This is a genomic window from Microbacterium sp. BWT-B31 (assembly GCF_041379855.1).
Classification (GTDB): domain Bacteria; phylum Actinomycetota; class Actinomycetes; order Actinomycetales; family Microbacteriaceae; genus Microbacterium.
Map to the genome: position 1 here is coordinate 172,516 of NZ_JBFECU010000001.1, position 14,020 is coordinate 186,535.

A 14,020-nucleotide genomic window follows, 5' to 3' on the forward strand; every position below is an offset into this window, starting at 1 on the left:
TTCCAGCCGACAAAGTGGGACACGCTCGCGCCGACCGGGCCACGCAGACCGGCGCCACGGCTCAGGTGTGCTGCGGGAACCCCAGGTTCAGGCCGCCGTGCGAGGGGTCGAGCCAGCGCGACGTGACGGCCTTCTCGGCGGTGAAGAACTCGAAGCCGTGCGGGCCGTAGGCCTTGGCGTCGCCGAACAGCGACGCCTTCCACCCGCCGAACGAGTGGTACGCGACCGGCACGGGGATCGGCACGTTGATGCCGATCATGCCGACGGTCGCCTCACGCTGGAAGCGCCGCGCGGCGCCGCCGTCGTTCGTGAAGATCGCCGTGCCGTTGCCGTACTGCGACGAGTTGATGATCTCGAGGCCGTCCTCGTACCCGTCGACGCGCACGACCGACAGCACTGGCCCGAAGATCTCGTCGGTGTACACCGACGACGAGGTCGGCACCTTGTCGATGAGGGTGGGGCCGAGCCAGAAGCCGTCGGGGTCGCCGTCGGGCTCTACCCCGCGCCCGTCGACGACCACTGAGGCGCCGTCGGCGGTTGCGACGTCGATGTACGACGACACCTTGTCGCGGTGCTGGCCGGTGATGAGCGGGCCCATGTCGCACCCGCGCATGCCGTCCCCGGTGCGCAGCGTCGCCATGCGCTCGGACACCTTCTGGACCAGCGCGTCGGCCACCGAGTCGACCGCCAGCACGACCGAGATGGCCATGCAGCGCTCACCGGCCGAGCCGAAGCCCGCGTTCACGGCGGCGTCCGCGGCGAGGTCGAGGTCGGCATCCGGAAGCACCAGCATGTGGTTCTTCGCCCCGCCCAGCGCCTGCACGCGCTTGCCCTGGCGGGTCGCCGTCTCGTAGACGTACTTCGCGATGGGGGTGGAGCCGACGAACGAGATCGCGCGCACGTCGGGGTGCTCGAGCAGCGCGTCCACGGACTCCTTGTCACCGTGCACGACGTTGAACACGCCGTCGGGCAGGCCTGCCTCGGTCAGCAGGGCGGCCATCCAGTTCGCGGCCGACGGATCCTTCTCGGAGGGCTTCAGCACGACCGCGTTGCCCGCGGCGAGCGCGATCGAGAAGAACCACAGCGGCACCATCGCCGGGAAGTTGAACGGGCTGATGATGCCCACCACGCCGAGGGGCTGGCGCAGCGTGTACACGTCGATGCCGGTCGACACGTTCTCGGAGTACGCGCCTTTCGTGAGGTGACCGAGCCCGCACGCGAACTCGACGACTTCCATGCCGCGCGCGATCTCGCCGAGCGCGTCCGACAGCACCTTGCCGTGCTCGGCGGTGAGAATCTCGGCGAGCTCGCCCTTGCGGGCGTTGAGCAGTTCGCGGAACGCGAACAGCACCGTCTGGCGCTTCGCGATCGAGGCATCCCGCCACTGCGCCCACGCCTCAGCGGCGACGCCCACGACGTGGTCGACGTCGTCTGCCGACGCGAGGCGCACCTCTTTCTGCACGCGCCCGAGGGCTGGGTTGTACACCGGGCCGGTCCGCTCGGACTCTCCCTGCCACGGGGCGCCCGACACCCAGTGGTCGAGGGTGCCGCCGGCAGGAGTGTCGGCCTGCTCGAGTGTCGTGGTGGTGTCGGTCATCATCTTCCTCTCCATCGAGGCATCCGTTTCGGGCGGATGCCCCTTCCGATCTCTGTGCGCAGCGGTTGCTGCCACACCCTGTCTCCGCTCGCTGAAACGGCTCTGACGCGGGCTCAGGATGCCTCGAACGCGGTCAGCGCGGCATCGTAGATCTCCATCGCCTGGCCGACCTGGTCGGCGGTGACCACGCACGGCGGCACCACATGGATGCGGTTCTCGGCGGTGAAGGGCAGCAGGCCCCGCGCCATGAGGTCCTTCTTGAGTCCCGCGATCGCGGCGGGTGCGAGCGGCTCGCGCGTCTCGGGATCGGACACGAGCTCGATAGCCCAGAACACGCCCTCGCCGCGCACCTCGCCGATGGTCGGGTGCTTCTCGGCCAGTGCCGCCAAGCCCGGCCCGATCGCCTCGGCGCCCACGCGCCGCGCGTTGTCGACGATGCCTTCGTCGTGCATCGCGTCGATGGTCGCGACGATGGATGCCGCCGCCAGCGGATGCCCCGAGTAGGTGAGCCCGCCCGGGAACACGCGGTCGTCGAACGTCGCGGCGATGGCTTGCGAGATGATGACGCCGCCCACCGGCACATACCCGGAGTTCACGCCCTTCGCGAAGGTGATGAGGTCGGGCACGACGTCGTAGCCCTGGAACGCGAACCAGCGGCCGGTGCGACCGAACCCGGCCATCACCTCGTCGAGGATCAGCACGATGCCGTACTTGTCGGCCAGGGCGCGCACTCCGGCGAGGTAACCGGGCGGGGGGATCATGATGCCGGCAGTGCCGGGGACCGACTCCAGCAGGATCGCCGCGATGGTCTGCGGTCCCTCCGAGACGATCACGCGCTCGAGGTGGTGCAGGGCCCGGGCCGACTCCTCCTCGGGCGTGGTCGCCCAGAACTCGGAGCGGTACAGGTACGGCCCGAAGAAGTGCACGTGTCCGCGGGCGTACTGGTTCGGCATCCGTCGCCAGTCGCCCGTGGCGACGATGGCCGCGCCCGTGTTGCCGTGGTACGAGCGGTAGGTCGACAGCACCGTGTCGCGGCCGGTGTGAAGGCGCGCCATGCGGATCGCGTTCTCGATCGCGTCGGCGCCGCCGTTGGTGAAGAAGACCTTCTTGAAGTCCGCGGGCGCCTTCGAGAGGATGCGCTGCGCGGCGTGCCCGCGGGTGAGGTTCGAGGTGGCGGGGCCGACGGTCGCGAGGGTGGCCGCCTGCTCCTGGATCGCGGCGACGACGGCCGGATGCTGGTACCCGATGTTCACGTTGACGAGCTGGCTCGAGAAGTCGAGCAGTCGGTTGCCCGCGTGGTCCCACACGATCGCGCCCTCACCCCCCGCGATGACGGGAAGGTTGAGGTTTCCCTGGGCGAGCCACGAGTGGAACACGTGCTCACGGTCGAGGCGACGGGCCTCGGCATCCAGGTCGGTGTCGGCGCTGATGTCGGTGGTCATGAGTCGATCCTCCCCCGCCATAGACGGGTGTGTCGAGCGCAACCCGTGCACAACGCATGACTCTCCCTGCGTGAGCCGTGCGTCGCGCGCAACCCGCGCACAACGCAGGAGCCCCCCGGTGTGGACGGGTGCGTCGCGCGCAGCCCGCGCGCAACCCGCGCAGCCCGCGCACAACGCAGGAGCCCCCCGGTGTGGGCGGGTGCGTCGCGCGCAGCCCGCGCGCAGCCCGCGCAGCCCGCGCACAACGCAGGAGCCCCCCGGTGTGGGCGGGTGCGTCGCGCGCAGCCCGCGCACAACGCAGGAGCCCCCCGGTGTGGGCGGGTGCGTCGCGCGCAGCCCGCGCACAACGCAGGAGACTCCGGCCGACACGCCGGGGAGCGGATGCCGCACCCCGGCGTGTCGCCGCGGAACTCCTGCGTTGTGCGCGCGGGCCGCGCCGGTGGTAGTTCCTGCGTTGTGCGCGGGGGCCGCGCCGGAGGTAGTTCCTGCGTTGTGCGCGCGGGCCGCGCCGGAGGCGCTACTGACCGCCGGCGGTGAGCTCGACCTCGATGGGCGTGTAGGCGCCCGAGGTGTCGACGCCCTCGTCGGCGAGTGCCGCGAGCGCCTTCTCGATGTACTCGTTCGAGAACGCCGTGTCGCTCGGCTCGGCGGTGATGAGGTTCAGGCCGTCCTGGTTGACCGCGGCGAGCGCGCCCGCGACGGTCTTGTCCCACGCCGCCTGGTCGATCTTGCCGAAGTCGGCGCCGGTCCAGATGAGCTTGTTGACCTCGTTCATCTGCCACAGCTGATGCACCGGCCCGACGGGGAACGCGTCCACGCCGGGGCTGGTCGCGATCGTGTAGACGATGTCGGCGGCCTCTTCGGGGTTGTCGCGCGCGAAGAGCCAGCCCTTCGTGATCGCCTTCAGGAACCGCACGGCGGCGTCGGCGTAGGCAGGGTCGTCGTTCAGGCGCTGCGTGTCGGCCCAGATGGCGTCCTGCAGCATCGCGCCCTCGGTGTCTTCGTAGGAGATGACGTCGAAGTCCTCTGGCTGATATAGCTCGCCCGTGGCGGGGTTGACGACCTCGAGGATCTGCGCCCACTCGTTGTAGGTCATCGCCTGCGCGGCGTCGACGTCGCGGTCAAGCAGCGCGTTCATCGAGAAGTCCTGTGTGACGATCGACACCGTGGTCGAGTCGAGGTCCTCGGCGGCCATCGCCGCGAAGATCTCCCACTCGTTGCCGAAGCCCCACGACCCGATGCGCTTTCCCTCGAAGTCCGCCACGCTCGTGATGCCGTCGCCGGCCCACGAGACCTGCAGGGTGCCGGACTCCTGGAAGACCTGCGCGATGTCGGTGAGCTCCACACCGGATGCCTCGAGCGTGCCGAGCACCTTCGGCACCCACGCGATGGCGAAGTCGGCGTCGCCGGCGACGAGGGCGTCCTGCGGCACGATGTCGCCGCCCGAGGGGATGATCTCGACGTCGTCGAAGCCCTCGTCCTCGAAATAGCCCTTCTCCTGTGCGATGTAGTACCCGGCGAACTGCGCCTGCGGCAGCCACTGCAGCTGCAGCTTGATCGATGTGAGGGGCTCGAAGTCGGCGTCCGCTTCGCCGGACGGGTCCGGCGACGAGGAACCGGAGCACGCCGCGAGCGCGAGCGATGCGATGGCGACGGTGGACAGGGCGACGAGGCCGCGCCTGATGCTGTGTCTCATGCTGTGTTCCTTTCGATGGTGGTGCGGGTGGTGCAGGGATCGCCGGTCAGACCGGCTGCCGCCGCGTCACGATCCGCTCCAGGAGCGAGGTGACGAGGAAGAACGCGAGGCCGATGAGGATGCCTCCGAACACGTACGCCCACGCGAGGGCGGCGCGCCCCGACTTCGCGTAGGTGGCGATCGCGGTGCCGACGCCGTCGGCGGGGCCGCCGAAGTATTCGGCGACGAGGGCCGAGATGACAGCGAGGGATGCCGCGATCCGCAGCCCCGTGAGCAGATACGGCAGCGCCGTGGGAAGGGTCAGCGACCAGAACGTCTGGGCGGGTGTGGCCGCCGTCGCGCGGAAGAGGTCCCGGTGCACGGCCCGGGTCTGCCGGAGCCCGCGCAGGGTGTTGACGAAGATCGGGATGAACGCGGCGATCGCCGCGACCGCCTGCCGGCCGAACTGACTCGACGCGCCGAACATCGTGTTGAGGATCGGGGTGACCGCCACGATCGGGACCACCGCGATCGCGGCGGCAAGCGGTGCGAGCAGGCCGTCGATCGGGCGGAACGAGGCGGCCAGCCCCGCGAGCGCGACGCCCAGCACGGCGCCGGCGACCAGACCGATGAGGGCGTTGAGCGCGGTGACGCCCATGTCTTCGGCGATGATGCTCCACCGCAGCACGAACTCCTGCGCGACCGCGACAGGGCTGGGCAGCATGCGCGGCGCGGTGCCGAGCACGTCGACCCAGATCGCCCACACCGCGAGCCCCGCGAGCCCGACGAGGATCGGCGCACCCCATCGCAGCCACCCCGACGGGAGCGTCGTCGCGGTCTTCGCGCGGGCGGCGGGGGCGGCATCGGCCACCGTCGTCTCGGTCGTCGTCATCGCTCGTCCACTCTTGCCACGGGCGTGCCGTGCAGCGCTTCGCGCACCGCGGTGACGTGCGCGAAGTAGGCGGGCGACTCGCGCAGCGACTCGTCGCGCGCGTCGCCCAGCTCCACCGGGATGACGGTCGTGATGCGGCCCGGCCGCGGGCTCATGACGACGACGCGGTCCGACAGGAACACCGCCTCGGGGATCGAGTGCGTCACGAACACGACCGCCGCTCCCGTCTCGGCGGCGATGCGGGTGAGCTCTGACTGCAGCCGCTCGCGGGTCATCTCGTCGAGGGCGCCGAACGGCTCGTCCATCAGCAGCAGGCGGGGGCGGGATGCCAGCGCCCGCGCGATCGCGACGCGCTGCTGCATCCCTCCCGAAAGCTCGTCGGGGTAGCGGGCGGCGAACTCCGACAGGCCGACGAGCTCGACCAGCTCGGTCACGCGCGCCTCGCGTTCGACGGCCGGGGTGCGGTGCAGCTGCAGCGGCAGCGCGATGTTCTCGCCGACCGTGCGCCAGGGAAGCAGCCCCGCCTGCTGGAAGGCGATGCCGTAGTCCTGGTCGAGGCGGGCGCGGTGCGCGGGCTTGCCGAAGATCTGCAGCGACCCCGTCGACGCGGTGTCGAGGTCGGCGATGAGCCGCAGGAGCGTCGACTTGCCGCAGCCGGACGGCCCGATCAGCGACACGAACTCGCCCGCCGCGACCTCGAGGTCTACGCCCGTGAGCGCGGTGACGTCGCCGGTGCCGGTGGCGAAGACCTTGCCGACGCCGGATGCCCGCACCGCGGGGGCCCCGCCCGCTGAGCCGTTCTCTGTCACGCCTGTCGTCATGCTGTCGCCTCTCCGCGTCGGTAGTTCTTCAGCCACACCCCGAGGAGAGCGACCGATCCGGCCGCCACGAGCCCCAACAGGATCGAGCCGAACATCGGGCCCCATGGGGCGGCGGGATCGCTCGAGGCCTGTCCGGCGAGCTGGATGAGCATGCGCCCGATGCCGCCGCGCATGCCGATCGACACCTCGGCGACGACCGCTCCGACGACCGCGTTGGCCGCGGCCAGCCGCAGCGCGGGGATCAGGTGCGGCACGGCGGCGGGAAGCCGCAGGCGCAGCAGCGTCGTCCAGTAGCCGGCGGCGTACGTGCGCATCAGGTCGAGGTGGATGCCCTCCGGCGAGGCCAGGCCCCGCAGCATCCCCACCGCCACCGGGAAGAACGCGAGATACGACGCGATGATCGCGACCGACAGCCACTGCGGCCACGGGAACGCGTCGCGGTCGATCTGGTTGCCGATCGCGTTCACGACCGGGGCGAACGCGATGAGCGGCACGATCTGGCTCACGACGATCCAGGGCAGAACGCCCCACTCGACCACGCGCCAGCGCTGCATGACGGCGCCGAGCACGGCGCCCACCACGACGCCGATGATCCAGCCCACGGCGGCGATGCCGAGGGTCACCAGCGCCGCCGACAGCACCGACACCCACAGCGGCGGCGTGGTGCCGCCGCTGGTCGCCGCGAACAGGCGCGCCGCCATCTCCCACACGTGGGGCATCGCGCGGTCGTTCGTGCGGGGAAGGACGATGAACCCCGACCCGGCCTGCCCCGGGGTTCCTCCCACGACGACCCCCTCGGCCGGTCCGAAGGTCTTGTACGCCTCCCACACCGCGACGACCAGCAGCACCCCGACGATGCCCCACACGACCGCGAGCCACCCGGCCGCGCCCGCACGACGCGGCCGCCGTGGCGGGGCGAGGGCTTCGGCGACGTCGGTCGCGTCGGCGGCGCTGGTCATGCCTTCGCCGTCACATGCGCCGAGAGCGCGGGGATGACCGTCTCGCCGTACACCCGGAGGGTCTCCTCCTTGTTGTCGTGCTGCAGGTAGCCGGCGAACTGCGTCACTCCGAGCTCGGCGAGCGCCTTGAGCTTGTCGATGTGCTGCTCGGCGGTGCCGAGGACGCAGAACCGGTCGACGATCTCGTCCGGCACGAAGTCGACATGGTTGTTGTCGGCACGCCCGTGGGTGTTGTAGTCGTAGCCGGTGCGCTTCTCGATGTAGTCGGTGAGGGCCTGCGGCACGCCGCCGCCCTCGTGCCCGTACTTGGCGACGATGTCCGAGACGTGGTTTCCCACCATCCCGCCGAACCACCGGCACTGCTCGCGCTGGTGCGCGAGGTCGTCGCCGATGTACATCGGGGCGGCCACGCAGAAGGCCAGGGACTCGGGGTCACGGCCGGCGGCGGCGGCGGCATCCTTCACCGTCTTGATCATCCACGCGGCGATGTCGAGGTCTGCGAGCTGCAGGATGTACCCGTCGCCGACCTCGCCGGTGAGCTTGAGGGCCATCGGGCCGTACGCGGCGACCCACACCTCGAGCTCGGAGCCGCGGCTCCACGGGAACTGCAGGGTCGCGCCCCGGTGCTGGACGGCCCGCGAGTTGGCGAGCTCGCGGATGACGTGGATCGACTCGCGCAGCTCGGCCATCGTGGTCGGCTTGCCGTTGGTGACCCGCACGGCCGAGTCGCCGCGGCCGATGCCGCAGATCGTGCGGTTGCCGTACATCTCGTTGAGGGTCGCGAAGACGGATGCCGTGACCGTCCAGTCCCGGGTCGCGGGGTTCGTCACGAACGGCCCCACGGTGACCCGGTTCGTCTCGGCGAGGATCGCCGAGTGGATCACGTACGGCTCCTCCCACAGCAGGTGCGAGTCGAAGGTCCACACGTGGCTGAAGCCGTGCGCCTCGGCGAGCTTGGCGAGCTGCACCGTGCGCGCGGCGGGCGGGTTGGTCTGCAGGACGACGCCGAAGTCCATGATCACACCAGGTACTGCGACAGGCCGCGCTTGAGGAAGCGCCCGTCGCCCTTGGAGCCGAGGTACTGGCCGCCGTCGACGATGACCTTGCCGCGGGAGATGACGGTGTCGACGTGTCCGTCGACCTCGAAGCCCTCCCACGCGGAGTGGTCCATGTTCATGTGGTGGGTCCTGCCCTCGCCGTACCCGATCGAGGTGTGCCCGTTCGGGTCGTACACGACGATGTCGCCGTCGGCGCCGGGCTGGATCACGCCCTTGCGCCCGTACAGCCCGAACATGCGCGCGGGGGTCGTGCTCGTGAGCTCGACCCAGCGCTCGAGGGTGATCTCGCCCGATACGACCCCCTGGTACATGAGGTCCATGCGGTGCTCGACCGAGCCGATGCCGTTGGGGATCTTGCGGAAGTCGCCGAGGCCGAGCTCCTTCTGGTCCTTCATGCAGAAGGGACAGTGGTCGGTCGAGACCATCTGCAGATCGTTGGTGCGCAGCGCCTGCCACATGGCGTCCTGGTGCCGATCCTCACGGGAGCGCAGCGGTGTCGAGCACACCCACTTGGCGCCCTCGAAGCGCCCCCACTGCTCGCTGGATGCTCCGAGCTGCTCCTCGAGCGACAGGTAGAGGTACTGCGGGCAGGTCTCGCCGTACACGTTCTGGCCCTTGTCGCGCGCCCACGCGAGCTGCTCGACGGCCTGCTTGGCCGACACGTGCACGACGTACAGCGGGGCGCCGGTGAGCTTGGCGAGCATGATCGCCCGGTGCGTCGCCTCCTCCTCCATCTCCCACGCCCGCGCGATGCCGTGGTAGTACGGGTCGGTCTTGCCCTGTTCGAAAAGCTGCGCGGCGAGCACGTCGATCGCGGGGCCGTTCTCGGCGTGCATCATCGTGAGCATGCCCGTGTCCCGGCTGACCTGCATGGCCTTCAGGATCTGCGCGTCGTCGGAGTAGAACACGCCCGGGTAGGCCATGAAGAGCTTGAAGCTCGAGATGCCCTCGTCGGGGAGCGTGCGCATCGCCTCGAGGGAGGCCTCGTTCACGTCGCCGATGATCTGATGGAACCCGTAGTCGATCGCGCAGTTGCCCGCCGCCTTCTCGTGCCAGGCTGCGAGCCCGTCCTGCACGCGCTGCCCGTAGGTCTGCACGGCGAAGTCGACGATCGAGGTCGTGCCGCCCCACGCGGCCGCGCGCGTTCCGGTCTCGAACGTGTCGGATGCCTCGGTGCCGCCGAACGGCAGCTGCATGTGCGTGTGCGCGTCGATGCCGCCGGGGATCACGTACTTGCCGGTCGCGTCGACGACGTTGTCGACGGATGCCGCGACATCCGTGCCCAGCAGCAGCGAGCCGGGCGCCAGCACAGCGGCGATGGTCTCGCCGTCGATGAGCACGTCCGCTTCGGCGCGTCCGGTGGCCGAGACGACGGTGCCGCCCGTGATGAGTGTCGTTGTCATGCGAGTTCCTGTCTTCCGGTGATCGAGTGCCGCCGCAGGCGGTGTATCGAGATCACGCCTTCGCGATCTTCGTGTAGGAGTCGGGCCGGCGGTCGCGATAGAACTGCCAGTCGTCGCGCATCTCGCGCACCATGTCGAGGTCGAGGTCGCGCACGAGCAGCTCCTCGTGCTCGCCCGAGCCGCGCTCGCCGACGAAGTTGCCGCGCGGGTCGATGACCTGGCTCGTGCCGTAGAAGTCGACGGCGAGGTCGCCGTACTCGTTGTCCTCGCGGCCGACGCGGTTGGGCTGCAGCACGAAGTAGCCGTTCGCCACGGCTGCGGCAGGCCCCTCGACCTCCCACAGCCGGTTCGACAGGCCGGGTTTGGTCGCGTTCGGGTTGAACACGAGGTGCGCGTCGGCAAGGCCCAGCTCGCGCCATCCCTCGGGGAAGTGCCGGTCGTAGCAGATGTACATGCCGACGCGGCCGACGGCCGTCTCGAACACGGGGTAGCCGAGGTTGCCGGGACGGAAGTAGAACTTCTCCCAGAACCGGTCCAGGTGCGGCAGATGGTGCTTGCGGTACTTGCCGAGGATGGTGCCGTCCGCATCGACGAGCACCGCGGTGTTGTAGTAGACGCCGGTCTCTGCCTCTTCGTAGATCGGCAGCACCATGACCGTGCCGAGCTCCTTGGCGACCGCGGCGAAGCGCTGCACGATCGGTCCGTCGGCGGCCTCGGCGAAGCGGTAGTACTTCTTGTCTTGCGTGATGCCGAAGTAGGGGCCGTAGAACAGCTCCTGGAAGCACACCACCTGTGCGCCCTGGGCTGCGGCATCCCTTGCGAAGCCTTCGTGCTTGTCGAGCATGGACTCCTTGTCGCCCGTCCAGCCGGTCTGGCTGATCGCCGCTCGTATCGTCGTCATCGTGTCTCCGTCCGTTTTCGAGAACAGCAACGTGCCGCCGCCGACGGGGCGCCTCTCGGGTGTGGCGCCGTCGCCCTCCCGATGATCCAGCGTTCAGGTTTCCCTGCGGTTTCGGCCCGTGTCGGCACAGTAAAGCCCCGACGGGCGCGGGACAAGGGGTGTTCACAGGTCTGCACGGTCGCAGAAACCGGATACATCGCGGGACGGATGCCGCCGGCATCCGGTCTCACGTAGCGTGAAACGCGTGTTCCGAGCGCTGAAGACCTACCAGATCGTCGTCGACGTGTCGGTGGCGGCGCTGTTCCTGCTGGCCAGCGCGGGGCTGCTCGCGCCGGGCGGGTGGCCGGTCCACGACCTCAACGAGCTCGCGGTCTCGGTGATCATGGCGGTGGCGCTGGCGTTGCGCCGACTCTCACCCGGGCGGGCGCTCGGGATCGCGTGGATCGGCGCGGTGCTGCAGATGGCGGTCGGGCTCGGGCCGATCTCGGCGAACATGGCGATCTTCGCGGTGCTCTACACGACGGCCGCGTACGGCACGCAGCTGGTGTTCCGTCTGGGGCTGGCCTCGGCGTGCGTCGGGGCGGTGACGATCACGGTGTACCTGTCCGCGAGCGGGTGGTTCGCAGCGGGGACGGGGTGGCAGGCCGTGCCCTTCGTGATCGTGGTGCTGTTCGCGGCGCTGTTCGCGCTGCTGCTGTCGTGGACGACGGGGGCGCTCGTGCGCACCGCGATCCGGGCGCGTGAGAACCGGAGCGCGCAGATCCGCGCCGAGGCCGAGGCGGTCGCCGTCGAGGAGCGCGTGCGCATCGCGCGCGACATGCACGATGTCGTGGCGCACTCGCTCGCGGTGGTGATCGCGCAGGCCGACGGCGCACGCTACGCCGCGGCGGCCGATCCGACTGCCGCGCCCGCCGCGCTGGCGACGATCTCGACGACTGCGCGCTTGGCGCTCGCCGATGTGCGGCTGCTGCTGACTCAGCTGCGGCACTCGCAGTCCGACGGGCCCCAGCCGACCCTCGCCGACCTCGAGGCCCTCTACGCCCAGGTGCGCGCCGCTGGCCTCGCGCTGCGCGTCGACGTCGACCCCGCGCCGCCCGGCGAGTCGCCCGCAGGCGTGCAGCTGGCCGTGTACCGCATCCTGCAGGAGGCGCTCACCAACGCCCTGCGCCACGGCGAAGGCGGCGCCGTCGCGGTGCGCCTGGCGTGGCATCCGGATCGTGTCGAGCTCGTGGTCCGAAACGGCATGAGAGCGGATGCCCCGGCCCCCGCAGCGGCGGGCGCGCACGGCCTGATCGGCATGCGCGAGCGCGCGCAGCTCGCAGGCGGGCGCCTGGACGCCGGTGCCGAGGGCGCCGAGTTCGTCGTGCGCGCGACTCTCCCGATCGGGGCGTCGGCGTGAGCGGGCGCCGCGGGGCGGGCACGGCGTCGCGGATTTCGCCCGACACGCCGGCCGCGGGCGGGCAGCTGCCGCGCGTCGCGCATGATCCCCGGCGTCGTGTACGGGCTGGGGGAGCGGCATGACCTCGCCGATCCGGGTGGTGCTGGTCGACGACCAGGCGCTGTTCCGCGCGGGCATCCGCATGCTCGTCGACTCGCAGCCCGACCTCGAGGTGGTGGGCGAGGCGGCCGACGGGCGCGAGGCGCTCGCCGTCGTGCGCGCGAGCAGGCCCGACGTGGTGCTGATGGACATTCGCATGCCGGTCATGGACGGGCTCGCCGCGACCGCCGAGCTGCTGAGCGACCCGGTCGCCCCCGGTGCGGCGCCGCGCATCGTGATGCTCACGACGTTCGACCTCGACGAGGCCGCCGCGCGGGCGATCCGGCAGGGCGCGAGCGGGTTCTTGCTGAAGGACGCCGATCCCGAGTTCCTGCTGGCGGCGATCCGCACCGTGCATTCGGGATCGGCCGTGATCGCCGCATCCGCCACCCGCGAGCTGTTCGAGCAGTTCACGCAGGCCGCGCCCCGGCCCGTGCCGCCCGCGTACGGCGCGCTCACCGAGCGGGAGCGCGAGATCTTCGCCCTCGCCGCGCGTGGCCTGTCGAACGCCGAGATCGCGGCGCGGGAGTTCCTGTCCGAGGCGACGGTGAAGACCCACATCAGCCGCATCCTCACGAAGCTGGGCCTGCGCGACCGGGTGCAGCTGGTGGTGTTCGCGTTCGAGCACGGCCTCGCGTAGCGGGGCTCAGCAGAACTCCTTCGGTTCGCGGCGTCCCGCCACCTGCACCGGCGTGTCGCGCCCGGCTGTTCCGATCTGGAGGAGTTCTGCAGGCAGGCGCGGCGACCGGCCGGCACGCGGGATCATCCTCGAGATGTACGCGGATGCCCCGATAGGCCGACGCGGCGCGGTCAGGGCCGTCCGTAGCGTTGTGGGCATGGAACTGACATCGACTGAACTGGGCCTGGCCGCCCGCGTGCAGCAGCTCACGAAGACCTACGGAACGGGCGAGGGCGCGGTGCGGGCGCTCGACGCGGTGAGCGTCGGCATCCGGCGGGGGGAGTTCACCGCGATCATGGGCCCGTCGGGCTCGGGCAAGTCCACGCTCATGCACATCATGGCGGGGCTGGATGCCCCGACCTCGGGCCGCGCGTGGATCGGCGACACCGACATCACGGGGCTCTCGGACCTCGAGCTGACGATCCTGCGCCGCCGGCGCATCGGGTTCGTGTTCCAGGCCTTCAACCTCGTGCCGACGCTCGACGCGCTCGGCAACATCCTTCTGCCGTTCGACCTCGACGGGCGCCGGCCGTCGCCGCTCGAGCGCGCGCGCATCGACCGGCTCGTCGAGACGCTGGGACTCCAGGCGCGGCTGCACCACCGCCCGCACGAGCTGTCCGGAGGGCAGCAGCAGCGTGTCGCGATCGCACGCGCGCTCGCCACCGCGCCCGACCTGGTCTTCGCCGACGAGCCGACCGGCAACCTCGACTCGCGGTCGGGCCGCGAGGTGCTCGCGCTGCTGTCGGCGGCATCCCGCGATCACGGCCAGTCCATCGCGATGGTGACCCACGACCCGATCGCCGCGTCGCACGCCGACCGGGTGCTGTTCCTCGGCGACGGGCGGGTCGTCGCCGACAAGCCGCGGCAGACCGCGGAGGAGATCTCGGCCTACATGCTCGCGGCCGAGCTCGGCGCCATCCCACGTGATTCGCGAGGCGAGGACATGTCGCGAAACGAGGGTGATTCGGGCGGTGCCGGCCCTCGTCCGGCGACTTCTCCTCGTCTGGCGCAGGGCGCGGCGGAGGTGCGGTCGTGACCACGGCCACGGCGACGGCG

12 protein-coding genes are annotated in these 14,020 nt (G+C 70.7%); 3 read left to right on the plus strand and 9 right to left on the minus strand.

Translation table 11 applies throughout. The features are described from left to right. Positions 1-61: 61 nt before the first annotated feature. The 9 genes from AB1K54_RS00770 to AB1K54_RS00810 form a co-directional block, all read right to left on the minus strand. Positions 62-1,597, minus strand: coding sequence for a CoA-acylating methylmalonate-semialdehyde dehydrogenase (locus AB1K54_RS00770; RefSeq protein ID WP_371200784.1), 1,536 nt, complete (start codon positions 1,595-1,597; stop codon positions 62-64). A 113-nt stretch (positions 1,598-1,710) separates the two neighbouring features. After that, positions 1,711-3,039 carry an aspartate aminotransferase family protein gene (locus AB1K54_RS00775; RefSeq protein ID WP_371200785.1) on the minus strand — a complete coding sequence of 443 codons (1,329 nt, stop codon included), beginning with the start codon at positions 3,037-3,039 and terminating at the stop codon, positions 1,711-1,713. A 517-nt stretch (positions 3,040-3,556) separates the two neighbouring features. Next, positions 3,557-4,735 (minus strand): ABC transporter substrate-binding protein, encoded by a 1,179-nt coding sequence (locus AB1K54_RS00780; protein ID WP_371200786.1) that lies wholly within the window; start codon positions 4,733-4,735, stop codon positions 3,557-3,559. Positions 4,736-4,781: 46 nt separating this feature from the next. Continuing rightward, a complete protein-coding gene (locus tag AB1K54_RS00785) occupies positions 4,782-5,606 on the minus strand; it encodes an ABC transporter permease (RefSeq protein ID WP_371200787.1) in 825 nt (274 codons plus the stop codon). After that, on the minus strand, positions 5,603-6,427 hold the full coding sequence (locus tag AB1K54_RS00790) for an ABC transporter ATP-binding protein (protein WP_371200788.1): 825 nt from the start codon (positions 6,425-6,427) through the stop codon (positions 5,603-5,605). Before AB1K54_RS00790 ends, AB1K54_RS00785 begins: the two co-directional genes overlap by 4 nt. Beyond that, entirely contained in the window at positions 6,424-7,386 is a 963-nt protein-coding gene (locus AB1K54_RS00795) for an ABC transporter permease (protein ID WP_371200789.1), read from the minus strand. The genes AB1K54_RS00790 and AB1K54_RS00795 overlap by 4 nt, the downstream gene beginning before the upstream one ends. Then, the gene (locus tag AB1K54_RS00800; RefSeq protein ID WP_371200790.1) at positions 7,383-8,402 is read right to left on the minus strand and encodes a TIGR03842 family LLM class F420-dependent oxidoreductase; all 1,020 of its coding nucleotides are present in this window, start codon (positions 8,400-8,402) and stop codon (positions 7,383-7,385) included. The genes AB1K54_RS00795 and AB1K54_RS00800 overlap by 4 nt, the downstream gene beginning before the upstream one ends. Positions 8,403-8,404: 2 nt before the next feature. After that, a complete protein-coding gene (gene hydA / locus AB1K54_RS00805; RefSeq protein WP_371200791.1) occupies positions 8,405-9,847 on the minus strand; it encodes a dihydropyrimidinase in 1,443 nt (480 codons plus the stop codon). A gap of 52 nt (positions 9,848-9,899) precedes the next feature. Further along, positions 9,900-10,748, minus strand: coding sequence for a nitrilase-related carbon-nitrogen hydrolase (locus AB1K54_RS00810; protein WP_371200792.1), 849 nt, complete (start codon positions 10,746-10,748; stop codon positions 9,900-9,902). 244 nt (positions 10,749-10,992) lie between these two features. On the opposite strand from AB1K54_RS00810, the gene AB1K54_RS00815 reads away from it, so the two are divergent. From AB1K54_RS00815 to AB1K54_RS00825, 3 genes are all read left to right on the plus strand, one after another. After that, positions 10,993-12,147, plus strand: a complete 1,155-nt coding sequence (locus AB1K54_RS00815) for a sensor histidine kinase (RefSeq protein WP_371200793.1) — start codon at positions 10,993-10,995, stop codon at positions 12,145-12,147. A 118-nt stretch (positions 12,148-12,265) separates the two neighbouring features. Then, on the plus strand, positions 12,266-12,925 hold the full coding sequence (locus AB1K54_RS00820) for a response regulator (protein ID WP_371200794.1): 660 nt from the start codon (positions 12,266-12,268) through the stop codon (positions 12,923-12,925). 196 nt (positions 12,926-13,121) lie between these two features. Then, positions 13,122-14,000, plus strand: coding sequence for an ABC transporter ATP-binding protein (locus AB1K54_RS00825; RefSeq protein ID WP_371200795.1), 879 nt, complete (start codon positions 13,122-13,124; stop codon positions 13,998-14,000). Positions 14,001-14,020: the final 20 nt, after the last annotated feature.